An 18,194-nucleotide genomic window follows, 5' to 3' on the forward strand; every position below is an offset into this window, starting at 1 on the left:
TTTAGGGCGCCTTTTTACATTGGTGGGTCGTGCAGGATTCGAACCTGCGACCAATTGATTAAAAGTCAACTGCTCTACCAACTGAGCTAACGACCCGAAGTGGTGGGTGATGACGGGATCGAACCGCCGACCCCCTCCTTGTAAGGGAGGTGCTCTCCCAGCTGAGCTAATCACCCACTTCGGTACTTCACATTATTGCAAGAAATTTAGCCGGTGAGAAAGTGGTGGGTGATGACGGGATCGAACCGCCGACCCCCTCCTTGTAAGGGAGGTGCTCTCCCAGCTGAGCTAATCACCCACTTCTCAATTTCTTGCTACACGGCGGAGACTACATAAAGTAGTTGGTGGGTGATGACGGGATCGAACCGCCGACCCCCTCCTTGTAAGGGAGGTGCTCTCCCAGCTGAGCTAATCACCCCCGCTGTGTGGAGTCGCATTATAGGGAGAGTTGGAAATGAGTCAACGCCTTTTCTAAAGAAATTGTTCGTTCGTCGTAAAATTAAGCAGGATGATCGCAAAACAGACCGTGTTGCGCAATTTCTCAACGAAAACAATAATGCATCATGTAGCAACCCGAACTACATTGAGGAATCAGGCTGGAGTGATAGAATATCGCCCACTCAATTTTTCCAGGATTTGCCGGTTGTCGGCATCTTTCTAAACGTAAGGCCATTTCATGAAAATCAAAACTCGCTTCGCGCCAAGCCCAACAGGCTATCTGCACGTTGGCGGCGCGCGTACTGCTCTTTACTCCTGGCTTTTTGCACGTAACCACGGCGGTGAGTTCGTGCTGCGTATTGAAGACACCGATCTTGAGCGTTCCACGCCGGAAGCTATCGAAGCCATTATGGATGGCATGAACTGGCTGAGTCTGGAGTGGGATGAAGGCCCGTACTTCCAGACCAAACGTTTCGATCGTTATAACGCGGTTATCGATCAGATGCTGGAAGAGGGTACTGCCTATAAATGCTACTGCTCTAAAGAACGCCTTGAAGCGCTGCGTGAAGAGCAGATGGCAAAAGGCGAGAAGCCGCGTTATGACGGCCGCTGCCGCCACAGCCATGAACATCACGCTGATGATGAACCGTGCGTTGTACGTTTTGCTAACCCGCAGGAAGGTTCTGTGGTTTTTGACGATCAGATCCGTGGTCCGATCGAGTTTAGCAACCAGGAGCTGGATGATCTGATTATCCGCCGTACCGATGGTTCTCCGACCTATAACTTCTGCGTGGTTGTCGACGACTGGGATATGGAAATTACTCACGTCATCCGTGGTGAAGACCATATCAACAACACGCCGCGCCAGATCAACATTCTGAAAGCTCTGAAAGCGCCCGTACCGGTTTACGCGCACGTTTCTATGATCAACGGTGATGACGGTAAAAAATTGTCCAAACGTCACGGTGCAGTCAGCGTAATGCAGTATCGTGATGACGGCTATCTGCCAGAAGCACTGTTGAACTATCTGGTGCGTCTGGGCTGGTCCCACGGCGATCAGGAAATCTTCACCCGCGAAGAGATGATCAAATACTTCACCCTGAATGCCGTCAGCAAATCTGCCAGTGCGTTCAACACCGACAAGCTGCTGTGGCTTAACCATCATTACATTAACACGCTGCCACCGGAGTATGTGGCTACCCATTTACAGTGGCACATCGAGCAGGAAAACATCGATACCCGCAACGGCCCGCAACTGGCGGATCTGGTGAAACTGCTGGGCGAACGCTGCAAAACGCTCAAAGAGATGGCGCAAAGCTGCCGCTATTTCTACGAAGATTTTGCTGAGTTTGATGCCGATGCTGCGAAAAAACATCTGCGTCCGGTAGCGCGTCAGCCGCTGGAAGTGGTACGAGACAAACTCTCTGCAATTACTGACTGGACGGCTGAAAATGTTCACCACGCTATTCAGGCAACGGCGGATGAGCTGGAAGTGGGGATGGGTAAAGTTGGTATGCCACTGCGTGTAGCCGTAACCGGTGCAGGGCAGTCCCCGGCACTGGATGTTACCGTTCACGCGATCGGCAAAGCACGTAGCATCGAGCGCATCAACAAAGCGCTGGCCTTTATTGCTGAACGCGAAAACCAGCAGTAATTAGCGTATAAAAAGATAAACGGCAGGAGATAATATCCTGCCGTTTTTTTATTTATGCTGATTCGTCAATATCGAGACGGGCGAGGAAATTGCGAATTCCTTTACGTGACAAAAATTGCGCGACTTTTTCCTGCTCAATGTCAGTCATATTGTCTATTGCGTTGATGATTTGTCGATACGCTGGCGCACGTGCTCCAGGAGCGTATTCAGCAACTCTCTCTTCTGCTTCCATCAACATTGGTGTGTTATGGAACGCGGGCGTGTTCTGAATAAACTCGCAAACCTGCGAATCGACCAGAATAAGTCTGGCACGACCTCCTTTCACGCCGGGAAATTTTTCCGTTCTCCAGCTTTTTTCTCTGATCCAACGGTTAACTGTTTGTTTAGCCACACCGAGGCATTCAGCCAGCTCTTCGGTGGTCATTTTATTGCGTAATCTTTTCATATTATTTGCTGTCGCGAATCCCTAAGCGTTGTAATAAACCGATAATCCCTTCCCGCAGAAGCAAGGATGTAAACTGTTTTTGTTCAAGAGGCGTCATCTCTTTCGCCAGCGTCACCAGCAGCACTTCAAGCGGCGTATCGCCAGACAGTTCAGGTGCTTCCCTCTGACCGTCCGGGCGTTCTGCATTACGAATATATTCACGAACTTGTTTATTGATGTGAATCAGTCGGGCCTTGCCACCCTGGACACCTGGTTTTGGTGATGTCGTCCAGCCTTGCTTGCGTACCCATTTATTAATGGTCTGGCGGCTATAACCGGTCAGCCTGGCAAGTTCATCTGGCGTCATCCTCTCCTTGAACATAACAATTCCCTGAATGATTGCGGGTCTATTAGTGGTTCATTTTATAACACCACTTTACAAGAAACCGTGACAGGAATAACTACTGAATGCGAGCGACTATCCAAAATAGTTCATTTGCCTGATTTTTCAGCGATTGAAACTACGCGTTGCAATTTGCCGTTGACACATTCAGGCGGAATTCATATGATGCCGCCCGTCAACTCGACAAGCTTTACGTGATGGGGCTATAGCTCAGCTGGGAGAGCGCTTGCATGGCATGCAAGAGGTCAGCGGTTCGATCCCGCTTAGCTCCACCAAATTTTGCACCCAGCAAATTTGGTACGTAAACGACTCGTGGGGCTATAGCTCAGCTGGGAGAGCGCTTGCATGGCATGCAAGAGGTCAGCGGTTCGATCCCGCTTAGCTCCACCAAATTTCAAACCCTCGCTGCGAAGCGGGGGTTTTTTGTCTCTGCTTTTTGCCGCTTTTGTAATACCGTCTACGCCCCAGGTTAGTGTCGCCTGGTGGGAACATCATTGGATGAAATATCGGCAACGGGCCAGTCCCTGTTTGCTTCGCGATGCGAATAAACTTATTATTTGTGTGCCTTAAACCCCGATCAGTGAGAGTAGTGTACTCATGTTTGTGGAGCATAACCTGATAAAAAATATCAAGATATTTACTCTAGCGTTTACGCTCACCGTGGTACTTATTCAGCTATCCCGTTTTATCTCGCCACTTGCTGTTATCCATTCCAGCTATATCTTTCTGGCGTGGATGCCACTGTGCGTAATGCTATCCATATTCTTTATCTTCGGCTGGCGCGGTGTCGTTCCCGTATTAAGTGGAATGTTTTGCACCAATCTGTGGAATTTTCATCTCTCATTTTTGCAAACTGCCGTCATGCTTGGCAGCCAGACGTTCGCTGTGCTGTGTGCCTGTGCAATATTACGCTGGCAGTTGGGAACGCGTTGGCGCTATGGATTGACCACCCGAAACGTCTGGCAACGTCTCTTCTGGCTTGGTTTGGTGACGCCGATCGGCATCAAGTGCAGCATGTATCTCGTGGGCAGGTTCTTTGATTTCCCACTAAAGATATCGACCTTTTTCGGCGATGCCGACGCGATTTTCACGGTCGTTGATTTACTAAGTCTTTTCACCGCAGTGTTGATTTACAACATGCTCTTTTACTATCTCACTCGCATGATTGTAAGTCCGCACTTTGCGCAGATATTGTGGCGCAGGGATATTGCGCCGTCGCTGAATAAAGAGAAACGCACATTTACCTTAAGTTGGCTGGCGGCTCTTAGCGTTCTGCTACTTTTGATGTGTACGCCTTATGAAAACGACTTTATCGCCGGTTACCTGGTACCGGTTTTCTTTATCATCTTTACCCTTGGTGTCGGTAAACTTCGCTATCCGTTTTTAAATCTTACCTGGGCTGTATCGACGCTTTTCCTCCTGAATTACAACCAGAATTTTTTACAAGGGGTGGAAACAGAATATTCGCTGGCATTTATTCTTGCGGTGCTGATTTCCTTTAGCGTTTGCCTGCTTTACATGGTACGCATTTATCATCGGAGCGAATGGCTTAACCGTCGCTGGCATTTGCAGGCGCTGACCGATCCGTTAACGCTATTACCCAACTTTCGTGCACTGGAGCAATCGCCGGAGCAAGAGGCAGGTAAGAGTTTTTGCTGTCTGCGCATTGATAATCTTGAGTTTATGAGTCGCCATTACGGGTTAATGATGCGCGTTCATTGTATTCGCTCAATTTACCGTACATTGCTGCCATTGATGCAGGAAAACGAAAAGTTGTATCAATTGCCGGGGAGCGAATTGCTGTTGGTACTGACCGGGCCGGAAACGGAAGGGCGGTTACAGCATATGGTTAACGTTCTCAACAGTCGGCAAATCCACTGGAACAACACCGGGCTGGATATGGGCTACGGTGCTGCCTGGGGACGTTTTGACGGTAACCAGGATACCCTGCAGCCAATGCTGGGGCAGTTAAGCTGGTTGGCGGAACAATCCTGCGTTCATCATCACGTGCTGGCGTTGGATAATCGAGAGGAGATTGCATCCGGGCAGACAACCAAACAGGTGTTGTTACTCAATACAATCCGTAAGGCGTTAGATAAGGGGGATTTGCTGCTCTATGCCCAGCCAATTCGCAACAAGGATGGAGAAGGTTACGATGAAATCCTTGCGCGTCTGAAATACGACGGCGGCATAATGACGCCTGATAAATTTTTGCCGCTTATTGCCCAATTTAACCTTAGCGCGCGATTCGATTTACAGGTGCTGGAATCCCTGTTGAAGTGGCTGGCAACTCACCCTTGTGACAAAAAAGGGCCGCGTTTTTCGGTCAATTTAATGCCGCTCACTCTGCTGCAAAAGAATATCGCCGCGCGGATTATTCGTCTGTTTAAACGTTACCGTGTCTCCCCGGCGACTGTGATTATTGAGATCACCGAGGAGCAGGCGTTTTCTAACGCAGAAAGCAGTATGTACAATATTGAACAACTGCATAAGTTTGGCTTCCGTATTGCGATTGATGATTTTGGCACCGGCTATGCCAACTACGAACGGTTAAAGCGTTTGCAGGCTGATATCATCAAGATTGATGGCGTCTTCGTTAAGGATATCGTCACTAATACACTTGATGCGATGATAGTGAGATCAATTACCGATCTGGCGAAAGCTAAGTCATTGAGTGTGGTCGCGGAGTTTGTCGAGACGCAACAGCAGCAGGCATTATTGCATAAGCTCGGGGTGCAATATCTGCAAGGGTATTTAATTGGTCGCCCGCAACCATTAGTTGATTAACAGGCGTAAAAATGCCGGGGAATTATCCCCGGCATTTGAGGCTGATGACAAACAAAAATTGCCTGATGCGCTGCGCTTATCAGGCCTACATGGGAATCACAATCTATTGAATTTGCGTTGTTTCGTAGGCTGGATAAGGCGTTTACGCCGCATCCGGCATAAACAAAACGCACTTTGTCAACAAACTGAAGCCGGGGAATTATCCCCGGCTTTTTTAATGGATTAGCTTACAGTACCAGTGCTGCGATTGACGCAGACAACACACTCACCAGCGTAGAGCCGTAAACCAGTTTCAGACCGAAGCGAGAAACCACGTTACCTTGCTCTTCGTTCAGGCCTTTAACTGCACCCGCGATAATCCCGATAGAAGAGAAGTTAGCGAAGGATACCAGGAACACAGAGAGAATACCTTCAGCACGCGGAGAGAGCGTGGAAGCAATTTTCTGCAGATCCATCATCGCAACGAACTCGTTGGAAACCAGTTTGGTCGCCATAATACTGCCTACCTGCAGTGCTTCACTGGAAGGAACACCCATCACCCATGCAATTGGATAGAAGATGTAGCCCAGAATACCCTGGAAGGAGATGCTATAGCCAAACCAGCCAGTCACGGTAGCAAACAGAGCGTTCAGGGCTGCAATCAGGGCGATAAAGCCGATCAGCATCGCGGCAACGATAATGGCTACTTTGAAGCCTGCCAGAATGTATTCACCCAGCATTTCGAAGAAGCTCTGGCCTTCGTGCAGGTCGGACATCTGAATGTTTTCTTCGCTGGCATCAACACGGTAAGGGTTGATCAGCGACAGCACGATAAAGGTGCTGAACATGTTCAGTACCAGCGCAGCAACGACGTATTTTGGTTCCAGCATGGTCATGTATGCGCCAACGATGGACATAGAAACGGTGGACATCGCCGTTGCTGCCATGGTGTACATACGATTACGGGAGATTTTGCCGAGGATATCTTTATAGGCGATAAAGTTTTCAGACTGACCCAGAATCAGGGAGCTGACGGCGTTAAAGGATTCCAGTTTGCCCATGCCGTTGACTTTGGAGAGCAGGAAACCAATTGCGCGGATAATCACCGGCAATACGCGAATATGCTGGAGAATACCGATCAGCGCAGAGATAAAGACGATTGGGCACAGCACTTTCAGGAAGAAGAAGGCCAGGCCTTGATCATTCATGCTACCAAAGACGAAGTTAGTCCCTTCGTTGGCAAATCCGAGCAGTTTTTCGAACATTTCGGAGAAGCCTTTCACGAAGCCCAGACCAACGTCGGAGTTCAGGAAGAACCACGCCAGTAACACTTCGATAACAAGCAATTGAATAACATAACGGATACGAATTTTTTTGCGGTCGCTGCTTACCAGCAGTGCGAGAATCGCAACAACGGCAAGTGCCAGTACAAAATGAAGGACGCGGTCCATATTTGCTCCAAATATGAGGCAGGTTAAATTTCCGTGCACATTCTATGTAACATGGGTAAGGAAAACGAGATCTGACACACACTATAATGACGTCCTGTGACAAGCTTCAAAAATAGTGAGCTGTCATACATTTCTGCTATGTTGTGTATGGAAGCTGAAAGTTATGTAAATGTGCTAATATTAAACATAACCATAACATTCAAGTCATCAATCTTTTCGTAGCCATAATCCTGGTCTATCAGAAAAATCACCACAACCCATTTAAATGAATTTGATAATCATTCTCGTTTGACTTAGCATGAAACATAGCAAAGGCTATGTTTTAGAGGCACAAGATGATGAACTATCGCGTTGAGAGTAGCAGTGGTCGGGCGGCGCGCAAGATGAGGCTCGCATTAATGGGACCTGCGTTCATTGCGGCGATTGGTTATATCGATCCCGGTAACTTTGCGACCAATATTCAGGCGGGCGCCAGCTTCGGCTATCAGCTGCTGTGGGTGGTTGTCTGGGCCAACCTGATGGCGATGCTGATTCAGATCCTCTCGGCCAAACTCGGGATTGCCACTGGTAAAAACCTGGCGGAACAAATTCGCGATCACTACCCACGTCCGGTGGTCTGGTTCTATTGGGTCCAGGCGGAAATTATTGCGATGGCGACCGATCTGGCGGAATTTATTGGTGCGGCGATCGGTTTCAAACTCATTCTTGGTGTTTCTTTATTGCAGGGGGCGGTGCTGACAGGTATTGCCACTTTCCTGATTTTAATGCTGCAACGTCGCGGGCAAAAACCGCTGGAGAAAGTGATTGGTGGGCTTCTGTTGTTTGTCGCGGCGGCTTACATTGTTGAGCTGATTTTCTCCCAACCAAATCTGGTGCAGTTGAGTAAAGGCATGGCGATACCGAGTTTACCGTCCTCGGAAGCGGTCTTCCTGGCGGCTGGCGTGTTAGGGGCGACGATTATGCCGCATGTGATTTATCTTCACTCTTCGCTCACCCAGCATCTACACGGTGGTTCACGCCAGCAACGTTACTCAGCGACCAAATGGGATGTGGCGATCGCCATGACCATCGCTGGCTTTGTCAATCTGGCGATGATGGCAACGGCTGCTGCAGCATTTCACTTTTCTGGTCATACTGGTGTTGCTGATCTTGATGAGGCTTACCTGACGCTGCAACCGCTGTTAAGCAATGCAGCGGCAACGGTTTTTGGTTTAAGTCTGGTGGCTGCGGGGCTTTCGTCAACGGTAGTGGGTACGTTGGCAGGGCAGGTGGTGATGCAGGGATTCATTCGCTTTCATATCCCGCTGTGGGTACGCCGTACGGTAACCATGCTGCCGTCATTTATTGTCATTCTGATGGGATTAGATCCGACACGGATTCTGGTTATGAGTCAGGTGCTGCTCAGTTTTGGTATTGCTCTGGCGCTGGTGCCGCTGCTGATTTTCACCAGTGATAGCAAGCTGATGGGCGATCTGGTGAATAGCAAATGGGTAAAACAAATCGGCTGGATGATTGTGGTGTTGGTGGTAACGCTGAATATCTGGTTGCTGGTAGGAACGGCGTTGGGATTGTAGTTGAATGCGCGTCGCATCTGGCACCACTGGCGGATGCGGCGTAAAACGCCTTATCCGCCCTACGTGTTAAATGGAGCGGGTTTGTAGGCCTGATAAGACGCGCTAGCGTCGCATCAGGCATTGTGCTCCATTGGCGAATGTGTTTAATGGCGATGCCCGTGACCCCGGCCTTTTCCACGATGATCATCACGGTCGCGCCAGCCTTCACGATAGCCACGCTCATACGCTTTACGCTTATCCCAGCCACGGTGATAGCCATTATCATGACGCCACCAGCGGTTTTTACGCCATTCATAATTACGGTGCCAGTAGTCACGATCGCGCCAGTGACCACCGTCCCAGTAGTTACCATAATGATCGCGATCGCCAATTTGTAATTTAATTGATGGCAGTAAGGTAATTTCACCTGCGTTTGCTGCAAGCGGGGTAAATGCCATCAGGGCGGCCGCCAGAAACAGTGACCTGAACATTGTTATTCTCCTTCACGATCGAAGCCGTCAGCGGCCTGTTAACGCAATATTACGGGGAGGTAAAGCCCCGTTTCATCGCCATAACTCTTAAATCATAAGGGAGAGCATTTTTTGCTAAAGGTTATCGTGGGGGGGCTGTTGCTCTGGACGATTTACGATCATCATCGGTTTCCCTGCCAGTAATAGCCATGCCGGAAGCATGACGATACACAGTAGTGGTAACAATGTGGAATCGGGTACAACGACCGCCGCCATAAACAAACTTAGCCAGCCATCGCGCGTTACTACCAGTACGAGGCCGAGAATAGCGCAGGAGACGGTAATGGCCGCCGGAACTGCGGGGACGTGCGCATGTAGCATCAATCCTAACGCTACGCCGACAAATACCGCCGGGAAAATTCGCCCGCCGCGAAACCCGCTGGCGGCGGCAATGACCAGGGCTGCAAGTTTGATTACCGCCAGCAAAAAGTAATCACTGGTGCTGAAGGCCTGATTTGTCACCATCTGCTGCATCTCGTCCAGCCCTTTAAATAGCGAAATCGGCCCACCAATAACTCCCAAAATACCGAGAATAAACCCGCCAACCCCCAGCATGAGGACCGGATTTTTAATCTGATGCATCATCGCGTGCAACCGTGGGAAACACCAGACTGCAATCATACCCGCCGCAATGGCGATCGCCGTCACAATTGCACCACTGATGATGTCTGCCAACTGCATCTGTCCGTAATGCGCAATGGGCAGTGAAAAATGAGGATGGAAAAATAATCCGGTGGTAAGCGCACCAGCTGCTGCCGCCATTAACGGCGTAAAAAGACGATCCCATAGCGGGACTTCACTACTGCCATTTAAGGTTTGCGAAAAAATCAACGCCGCCGCAACAGGCGTGCCAAACAGCGCGCCGATAGTTCCGGCAGAGGCTAAAATAGTCCACTCCATGCGGTTCACTCGTGGTAACAGACGCGCGCCAATCGCTACCGCGAGGGCGATATTGATGGTCATGATTGGATGTTCCGGCCCGAGACTGACGCCGCCAGCAAGACCGAGAATTAATGCTACGATAAGTCCAGGTAGCGCAGAGGGGGGAACTGGCGCACCAATCAGCGCTTCACTGGCAGGATCCGGCCCGGCATGGCCCCGGCTGAAACGGATGACTAGCCCTACAGCCGCCCCCGTCAGCGTTAATATGCCGATGATCCAGAGCGGTGAATCCTGGGCTATCCCCAGAGTTCCCGGCAGTCGTTGCCAGAGCAGATTCTGTAATACCGAGGCGATTTTCATCACCGCAATCAGAATAAGACTGGACGCAATCCCAATTGCCAGGGCGGGGAGCGATAATAACAACATGGTTCTGGCTCGCGGATGAAGCATGTTCTATTCCTTTATGCGGGTTCAGATACTTAGTTTGCCCAGCTTACACAAAGGCATCGCTGCAATTGGTGCTGAAACGATAAAGTAATTGTGTGACCCAGATCGATATTTACAGGGAGCCCGCCTTTACGGCGTTGTTGTTATGCCCCCATGAATTTACAGTGTGAGAAAGAATTATTTTGACTTTAGCGGAGCAGTAGAAGAATGACAAAGTATGCATTAGTCGGTGATGTGGGCGGCACCAACGCACGTCTTGCTCTGTGTGATATTGCCAGTGGTGAAATCTCGCAGGCTAAAACCTATTCAGGGCTTGATTATCCCAGCCTGGAAGCGGTCATTCGCGTTTATCTTGAAGAGCAAAAAGTCGAGGTGAAAGATGGCTGCATCGCCATTGCTTGCCCAATTACCGGTGACTGGGTGGCGATGACCAACCATACCTGGGCGTTCTCGATTGCCGAAATGAAAAAGAATCTCGGTTTTAGCCACCTGGAGATTATTAACGATTTTACGGCGGTTTCGATGGCGATCCCGATGCTGAAAAAAGAGCATCTGATCCAGTTTGGCGGCGCAGAACCGATTGAAGGCAAACCTGTCGCGGTGTACGGTGCCGGGACAGGGCTTGGGGTCGCACATCTGGTCCATGTCGATAAACGCTGGGTAAGCTTGCCAGGCGAAGGCGGTCACGTTGATTTTGCGCCAAACAGTGAAGAAGAAGCCATTATTCTTGAAATACTGCGCGCAGAAATTGGCCATGTCTCGGCTGAACGCGTGCTCTCTGGCCCTGGTTTGGTGAATCTGTATCGCGCGATTGTGAAAGCGGACAACCGCCTGCCGGAAAATCTCAAGCCGAAGGATATTACCGAACGCGCGCTGGCCGACAGTTGCACCGATTGCCGTCGTGCGTTGTCACTGTTTTGCGTCATTATGGGGCGTTTTGGCGGCAATCTGGCGCTCAATCTCGGAACATTTGGCGGTGTCTATATTGCGGGCGGTATCGTTCCGCGTTTCCTTGAGTTCTTCAAAGCCTCCGGTTTCCGTGCTGCATTTGAAGATAAAGGGCGCTTTAAAGAATATGTCCATGATATTCCGGTGTATCTTATCGTCCATGACAATCCGGGCCTTCTCGGCTCCGGTGCACATTTACGCCAGACCTTAGGCCACATTCTGTAAATCCTTCCTGTTATATCGGGAGGTGACTCTCCCGATAATCTTTTAAATCATATAGTTAATTCAATTTTTCTTTGTGTCTCCTCACAAGGCCGACCTGCGTCACACTTCCGCACTACGGGATTAATTCTCCAGTAAATGCATTATTTATCTGGTAACGGCAATTTGTTTTGCACGTTCATAATTTCATTTGTCAACTATAAACGAACGAGGAAATAACGATGAGTAAGAAACTGATTGCCTTATGTGCCTGCCCGATGGGCCTGGCTCACACTTTTATGGCTGCCCAGGCGCTGGAAGAAGCGGCGGTGGAAGCCGGTTATGAAGTGAAAATTGAAACTCAGGGCGCGGATGGCATCCAGAACCGCCTGACGGCGGAGGATATCGCCGAAGCGACCATCATCATTCATTCCGTGGCAGTTACACCAGAAGATAACGAACGTTTCGAATCACGCGACGTTTATGAAATCACTTTGCAGGACGCAATTAAAAACGCTGCGGGCATCATCAAAGAAATCGAAGAGATGATTGCCGCTGAACAACAGTAATATTCGACAGGGATAATTGTTATGGCCATTAAAAAACGCAGTGCAACCGTTGTGCCTGGCGCATCCGGTGCGGCAGCGGCAATTAAGAATCCGCAGGCCTCTAAAACCAGCTTCTGGGGTGAACTCCCGCAGCATGTGATGTCAGGGATTTCACGCATGGTGCCGACCTTAATTATGGGCGGTGTGATCCTCGCTTTCAGCCAGTTGATTGCTTATAGCTGGCTAAAAATTCCCGCTGACATTGGCATTATGGATGCACTTAATAGCGGGAAATTTTCCGGTTTCGACCTCTCCTTACTGAAATTTGCCTGGCTGTCGCAGTCCTTCGGCGGCGTGTTGTTTGGTTTTGCTATTCCGATGTTTGCCGCTTTTGTGGCGAACTCCATTGGCGGCAAACTGGCGTTCCCGGCTGGGTTTATCGGCGGGTTGATGTCTACCCAGCCCACGCAACTGCTGAACTTCGATCCCAGCACTATGCAATGGGCGACCTCTTCACCAGTTCCGTCTACCTTCATTGGTGCGCTGATTATTTCCATCGTCGCGGGTTACCTCGTGAAATGGATGAACCAGAAAATCCAGTTGCCGGATTTCCTGTTAGCGTTCAAAACCACATTTTTGCTACCGATTCTTTCCGCCATTTTTGTCATGCTGGCGATGTATTACGTGATCACGCCGTTTGGTGGCTGGATCAACGGCGGGATCCGTACTGTGCTGACCGCAGCAGGTGAGAAGGGCGCGCTGATGTACGCAATGGGTATTGCGGCGGCGACCGCAATAGACCTCGGTGGTCCAATCAACAAAGCGGCAGGTTTCGTTGCTTTCAGCTTTACCACTGACCACGTATTACCAGTTACCGCGCGTTCTATCGCTATTGTTATTCCGCCGATTGGTCTGGGTCTGGCGACCATTATCGACCGCCGTTTAACCGGAAAACGTCTGTTCAGTGCCCAGCTTTATCCGCAGGGTAAAACCGCGATGTTCCTGGCGTTTATGGGGATCAGTGAAGGTGCCATTCCGTTTGCGCTGGAAAGTCCCATCACCGCCATTCCGTCCTATATGGTTGGCGCGATTGTCGGCTCTACCGCCGCTGTCTGGCTGGGCGCAGTGCAATGGTTCCCTGAATCAGCAATCTGGGCGTGGCCGCTGGTGACTAACCTGGGCGTCTACATGGCGGGGATCGCGCTGGGGGCAATCATTACCGCGCTGATGGTGGTGTTCCTGCGTCTGATGATGTTCCGCAAAGGCAAATTGTTAATCGATAGCCTGTAAGAAGGACAATCCAGATGACATTACTCGCTTCGCTGCGTGACTGGCTTAAGGTGCAACAACTGGATGCGGTGCTTCTCTCCTCACGACAGAACAAACAGCCACATCTGGGGATCTCCACCGGATCAGGTTATGTAGTGATTAGCCGTGAAAGTGCGCACATTCTGGTGGATTCGCGCTATTACACGGAGGTGGAAGCTCGTACGCAAGGCTACCAGCTTCATTTGCTCGATGCGACGCATACGCTTGCAACCATCGTCAGGCAAATCATTGCCGATGAGCAGCTGCAAACGCTCGGTTTTGAAGGCCAGCAGGTGAGCTGGGAAACCGCGCACCGCTGGCAGGCTGAACTCAATGCGAAACTGGTAAGCGCCACGCCGGATGTGCTACGGCAAATCAAAACGCCAGAGGAGGTGGAGAAAATCCGCCTCGCCTGTGGGATTGCCGATCGCAGTGCAGAGCATATTCGCCGCTTTATTCAGTCGGGTATGAGTGAGCGCGAGATAGCCGCTGAACTGGAGTGGTTTATGCGCCAGCAGGGCGCAGAAAAAGCCTCTTTTGACACCATTGTCGCCAGCGGCTGGCGTGGGGCGCTACCGCACGGGAAAGCCAGCGACAAGATTGTTGCAGCAGGCGAGTTTGTCACTCTCGATTTCGGTGCGCTGTATCAGGGCTACTGCTCTGATATGACGCGCACCTTCCTGGTGAATGGCAAAGGGGTGAGCGCCGAATCTCACCCGCTGTTTAAGGTGTACCAGATTGTCCTGCAGGCACAGCTGGCGGCAATCTCCGCGATTCGCCCCGGCGTGCGCTGCCAACAGGTTGACGACGCCGCGCGCCGGGTGATTACCGAGGCCGGTTATGGCGAGTTTTTCGGCCATAACACCGGTCATGCTATCGGCATTGAAGTCCATGAAGAGCCGCGTTTTTCACCGCGGGACACCACGACGCTACGGCCAGGGATGTTATTGACCGTGGAGCCGGGGATTTATTTGCCAGGGCAAGGGGGCGTGCGCATCGAAGATGTCGTGCTGGTTACCCCGCAAGGCGCAGAAGTGCTCTACGCCATGCCGAAAACAGTGTTGCTCACGGGAGAGGCATAATGGATTTATCGCTATTAAAAGCGTTGAGTGAGGCCGATGCGATCGCCTCCTCTGAACAGGAAGTACGGCAGATCCTGCTGGAGGAAGCGGATCGCCTGCAAAAAGAGGTCCGTTTTGACGGTCTGGGATCGGTGCTGATCCGCCTCAATGAATCGACAGGTCCGAAGGTGATGATCTGCGCGCATATGGACGAAGTGGGATTTATGGTGCGCAGCATCTCCCGTGAAGGGGCGATCGATGTCCTACCGGTTGGCAACGTGCGCATGGCTGCCCGCCAACTGCAGCCGGTGCGGATCACTACCCGTGAAGAGTGCAAAATTCCCGGCCTGCTCGACGGCGAGCGGCAGGGGAATGACGTCAGCGCCATGCGCGTGGACATTGGCGCGCGCTCGTATGACGAAGTGATGCAGGCGGGAATTCGTCCAGGCGATCGCGTCACGTTTGATACGACGTTTCAGGTTCTCCCTCACCAGCGGGTGATGGGGAAAGCCTTTGATGACCGCCTCGGTTGTTACCTGCTGGTGACTTTACTGCGCGAACTGCACAACGCCGAGCTGCCTGCTGAAGTCTGGCTGGTGGCCAGTTCCAGCGAAGAGGTGGGATTACGCGGTGGGCAAACTGCCACCCGCGCAGTGTCGCCTGACGTCGCCATTGTGCTTGATACCGCCTGCTGGGCGAAAAACTTTGATTTTGGCGCGGCTAACCATCGACAGATTGGTAACGGCCCGATGCTGGTGTTAAGCGATAAATCGCTGATTGCGCCGCCAAAACTTACCGCGTGGATCGAAACCGTGGCGGCAGAAATTGGCGTACCGTTGCAGGCAGATATGTTTAGCAACGGCGGCACGGACGGTGGAGTGGTGCACTTAACCGGTACTGGCGTACCAACGGTGGTGATGGGGCCAGCAACTCGCCACGGACATTGCGCGGCATCGATTGCCGATTGCCGTGACATTTTGCAGATGCAGCAACTTTTATCTGCCCTTATTCAACGTCTTACCCGTGAGACGGTTGTTCAACTGACGGATTTCAGATGATCTCCTGATTAACCCGGAGCGGTTATGTTAACGATTCAATTTCTCTGTCCTTTGCCTAACGGTCTGCATGCCCGTCCGGCGTGGGAACTTAAAGAGCAGTGCAGCCAGTGGCAAAGTGAAGTGACTTTCATTAACCATCGTCAAAATGCAAAGGCCGATGCGAAAAGCTCGCTGGCGCTGATTGGCACCGGCACCTTATTCAATGACAGTTGCAGCCTGAACATTAGCGGCAGCGATGAAGAGCAGGCGCGGCGCGTGCTGGAAGAGCATATTCAGGTGCGCTTTATTGACAGCGACAGCGTCCAGCCGACGCAGGCAGAACTGACGGCGCATCCACTGCCGCGCTCATTAAGCCGCCTGAACCCTGATTTGCTGTACGGCAATGTGCTGGCAAGCGGCGTCGGCGTCGGTACGCTGACCTTATTACAAAGCAACAGCCTCGACAGTTATCGGGAGATCCCGGCCAGTGCGCAAGACTCCACCCGGCTGGAGCACAGCCTGGCAACGCTTGCCGAGCAACTGAACCAGCAACTGCGCGAGCGTGACGGCGAAAGCAAAACCATTCTCAGCGCCCATTTGTCGCTTATTCAGGATGATGAGTTCGCAGGCAATATCCGTCGCCTGATGGCAGAACAGCATCAGGGACTGGGGGCGGCGATCATCAGCAATATGGAGCAGGTTTGCGACAAGCTTTCTGCTTCTGCCAGCGATTATCTGCGCGAACGTGTTAGCGACATTCGCGATATCAGCGAACAGTTGCTGCATATCACCTGGCCGGAACTGAAGCCGCGCAATAATCTGGTGCTTGAAAAACCGACCATTCTGGTGGCTGAAGATTTAACTCCAAGCCAGTTTTTGAGTCTCGATTTAAAAAATCTTGCAGGCATGATTCTGGAGAAAACCGGGCGCACCTCGCATACTCTGATTCTGGCCCGCGCCTCGGCGATCCCCGTTCTTAGCGGTCTACCACTGGATGCCATTGCGCGTTATACCGGGCAATTGGCGGTACTTGACGCCCAGTGCGGCGTGCTGGCAATTAATCCCAACGATGTGGTGAGCGGCTATTACCAGGTGGCGCAGACGCTGGCGGACAAACGCCAAAAACAACAGGCGCAGGCTGCCGCGCAACTGGCCTATTCTCGTGATAACAAACGGATTGATATTGCGGCGAACATTGGCACCGCTCTGGAAGCACCAGGCGCGTTTGCCAACGGCGCGGAAGGCGTCGGGCTGTTTCGTACCGAAATGCTCTATATGGATCGCGACAGCGCGCCGGATGAACAGGAGCAATTTGAAGCCTACCAGCAGGTGTTACTGGCGGCGGGCGACAAGCCGATTATCTTCCGCACGATGGACATCGGCGGCGATAAAAGCATTCCTTACCTCAACATTCCCCAGGAAGAGAACCCGTTCCTCGGCTATCGCGCGGTACGTATTTACCCGGAATTTGCTGGTCTGTTCCGCACTCAACTGCGGGCTATTTTGCGCGCCGCCAGTTTTGGCAACGCCCAGTTGATGATCCCGATGGTTCACAGCCTCGATCAGATCTTATGGGTGAAGGGCGAGATCCAAAAAGCGATCGTTGAGCTTAAGCGTGATGGCCTGCGCCATGCAGAGACGATTACGCTTGGGATCATGGTGGAAGTGCCGTCGGTGTGCTACATCATCGACCACTTCTGCGATGAGGTCGATTTCTTTAGTATTGGTTCCAACGATATGACCCAGTATCTGTATGCGGTCGATCGTAATAACCCGCGCGTTTCGCCGCTGTATAACCCGATTACGCCATCGTTCCTGCGCATGTTGCAGCAGATAGTTACCACTGCGCATCAGCGGGGCAAATGGGTCGGCATTTGCGGTGAACTGGGTGGCGAAAGTCGTTATCTGCCGCTACTGCTTGGGCTGGGCCTGGATGAATTAAGTATGAGTAGCCCGCGCATTCCGGCGGTGAAAAGCCAGCTGCGTCAGCTCGATAGCGAGGAGTGTCGGGAACTGGCGCGTCAGGCATGCGAGTGCCGTAGCGCGCAGGAAATCGAAGCGTTACTCACCGCCTTTACGCCGGAAGAAGACGTTCGCCCACTGCTGGCGCTGGAGAATATCTTCGTTGACCAGGCTTTTAGCAATAAAGAACAGGCGATTCAGTTCCTGTGCGGTAACCTCGGCGTTAACGGGCGCACTGAACATCCGTTCGAGCTGGAAGAAGATGTCTGGCAGCGGGAAGAGATTGTCACCACCGGCGTTGGTTTTGGCGTGGCGATCCCGCACACCAAATCGCAGTGGATCCGCCATTCCAGTATTAGCATTGCCCGACTGGTGAAACCGGTTGACTGGCAGTCAGAGATGGGCGACGTCGAACTGGTGATCATGCTGACGCTGGGCGCCAACGAAGGGATGAACCATGTGAAAGTCTTTTCGCAACTGGCGCGTAAGCTGGTGAATAAAAACTTCCGCCAGTCGCTTTTCGCCGCAAGTGATGCGCAAAGCATCCTGACGCTGCTGGAAACGGAAATAACCTTCTAAAC

14 protein-coding genes and 6 tRNA genes are annotated in these 18,194 nt (G+C 51.5%); 11 read left to right on the forward strand and 9 right to left on the reverse strand.

Annotated features, from left to right (window positions below):
* Nucleotides 1-20: 20 nt before the first annotated feature.
* The 4 genes from A9180_RS04055 to A9180_RS04070 form a co-directional block, all read right to left on the reverse strand.
* Nucleotides 21-96, reverse strand: a tRNA-Lys gene (locus A9180_RS04055).
* 4 nt (nt 97-100) lie between these two features.
* A tRNA-Val gene (locus tag A9180_RS04060) sits at nt 101-176 on the reverse strand.
* A gap of 46 nt (nt 177-222) precedes the next feature.
* Nucleotides 223-298: transfer RNA gene (locus A9180_RS04065), tRNA-Val, on the reverse strand.
* Nucleotides 299-342: 44 nt separating this feature from the next.
* A tRNA-Val gene (locus A9180_RS04070) sits at nt 343-418 on the reverse strand.
* 258 nt (nt 419-676) lie between these two features.
* Here A9180_RS04070 and gltX point away from each other — a divergent pair.
* Complete coding sequence (gene gltX, locus A9180_RS04075; RefSeq protein ID WP_064526375.1) at nt 677-2,092, forward strand: glutamate--tRNA ligase; 1,416 nt, start codon at nt 677-679, stop codon at nt 2,090-2,092.
* A 52-nt stretch (nt 2,093-2,144) separates the two neighbouring features.
* On the opposite strand, the gene A9180_RS04080 is transcribed toward gltX, so the two are convergent.
* Both A9180_RS04080 and A9180_RS04085 read right to left on the reverse strand, forming a co-directional pair.
* Entirely contained in the window at nt 2,145-2,537 is a 393-nt protein-coding gene (locus A9180_RS04080) for a MerR family transcriptional regulator (RefSeq protein ID WP_064526377.1), read from the reverse strand.
* A gap of 1 nt (nt 2,538) precedes the next feature.
* Nucleotides 2,539-2,898, reverse strand: coding sequence for a YfeC-like transcriptional regulator (locus tag A9180_RS04085; protein ID WP_123057945.1), 360 nt, complete (start codon nt 2,896-2,898; stop codon nt 2,539-2,541).
* A gap of 220 nt (nt 2,899-3,118) precedes the next feature.
* Between A9180_RS04085 and A9180_RS04090 the strand changes: the two genes are divergently transcribed.
* From A9180_RS04090 to A9180_RS04100, 3 genes are all read left to right on the forward strand, one after another.
* A tRNA-Ala gene (locus tag A9180_RS04090) sits at nt 3,119-3,194 on the forward strand.
* A gap of 39 nt (nt 3,195-3,233) precedes the next feature.
* A tRNA-Ala gene (locus tag A9180_RS04095) sits at nt 3,234-3,309 on the forward strand.
* Between the two features lie 207 nt (nt 3,310-3,516).
* Entirely contained in the window at nt 3,517-5,706 is a 2,190-nt protein-coding gene (locus tag A9180_RS04100) for a sensor domain-containing phosphodiesterase (RefSeq protein ID WP_064526380.1), read from the forward strand.
* Between the two features lie 227 nt (nt 5,707-5,933).
* Here A9180_RS04100 and nupC read toward each other — a convergent pair whose 3' ends face one another.
* Nucleotides 5,934-7,136, reverse strand: a complete 1,203-nt coding sequence (gene nupC, locus A9180_RS04105) for a nucleoside permease NupC (protein WP_064526382.1) — start codon at nt 7,134-7,136, stop codon at nt 5,934-5,936.
* A gap of 335 nt (nt 7,137-7,471) precedes the next feature.
* Here nupC and A9180_RS04110 point away from each other — a divergent pair, with 335 nt between their 5' ends.
* A complete protein-coding gene (locus tag A9180_RS04110) occupies nt 7,472-8,710 on the forward strand; it encodes an Nramp family divalent metal transporter (RefSeq protein WP_064526384.1) in 1,239 nt (412 codons plus the stop codon).
* A 143-nt stretch (nt 8,711-8,853) separates the two neighbouring features.
* Here A9180_RS04110 and ypeC read toward each other — a convergent pair whose 3' ends face one another.
* Complete coding sequence (gene ypeC, locus A9180_RS04115; RefSeq protein WP_000490072.1) at nt 8,854-9,180, reverse strand: DUF2502 domain-containing protein YpeC; 327 nt, start codon at nt 9,178-9,180, stop codon at nt 8,854-8,856.
* A 114-nt stretch (nt 9,181-9,294) separates the two neighbouring features.
* Nucleotides 9,295-10,551 carry an ion channel protein gene (locus A9180_RS04120; protein WP_064526386.1) on the reverse strand — a complete coding sequence of 419 codons (1,257 nt, stop codon included), beginning with the start codon at nt 10,549-10,551 and terminating at the stop codon, nt 9,295-9,297.
* A gap of 204 nt (nt 10,552-10,755) precedes the next feature.
* Between A9180_RS04120 and glk the strand changes: the two genes are divergently transcribed.
* The 6 genes from glk to ptsP all read left to right on the forward strand — a co-directional run bounded on the left by glk (nt 10,756) and on the right by ptsP (nt 18,192).
* Nucleotides 10,756-11,721 (forward strand): glucokinase, encoded by a 966-nt coding sequence (gene glk, locus A9180_RS04125; protein ID WP_064526391.1) that lies wholly within the window; start codon nt 10,756-10,758, stop codon nt 11,719-11,721.
* A gap of 218 nt (nt 11,722-11,939) precedes the next feature.
* On the forward strand, nt 11,940-12,266 hold the full coding sequence (locus A9180_RS04130; protein WP_064526393.1) for a PTS fructose transporter subunit IIB: 327 nt from the start codon (nt 11,940-11,942) through the stop codon (nt 12,264-12,266).
* Between the two features lie 21 nt (nt 12,267-12,287).
* Nucleotides 12,288-13,535, forward strand: a complete 1,248-nt coding sequence (locus A9180_RS04135; protein WP_064526395.1) for a PTS fructose transporter subunit IIC — start codon at nt 12,288-12,290, stop codon at nt 13,533-13,535.
* 14 nt (nt 13,536-13,549) lie between these two features.
* Nucleotides 13,550-14,635 carry an aminopeptidase gene (gene ypdF, locus A9180_RS04140; protein ID WP_064526397.1) on the forward strand — a complete coding sequence of 362 codons (1,086 nt, stop codon included), beginning with the start codon at nt 13,550-13,552 and terminating at the stop codon, nt 14,633-14,635.
* Nucleotides 14,635-15,672, forward strand: a complete 1,038-nt coding sequence (gene ypdE, locus A9180_RS04145) for an aminopeptidase (protein ID WP_064526400.1) — start codon at nt 14,635-14,637, stop codon at nt 15,670-15,672. Before ypdF ends, ypdE begins: the two co-directional genes overlap by 1 nt.
* Nucleotides 15,673-15,696: 24 nt before the next feature.
* Entirely contained in the window at nt 15,697-18,192 is a 2,496-nt protein-coding gene (gene ptsP / locus A9180_RS04150) for a phosphoenolpyruvate--protein phosphotransferase (protein ID WP_064526402.1), read from the forward strand.
* Nucleotides 18,193-18,194 lie beyond the last annotated feature (2 nt).

Origin of the sequence: Escherichia sp. B1147, assembly GCF_001660175.1 — a bacterium.
GTDB lineage: Bacteria > Pseudomonadota > Gammaproteobacteria > Enterobacterales > Enterobacteriaceae > Escherichia > Escherichia whittamii.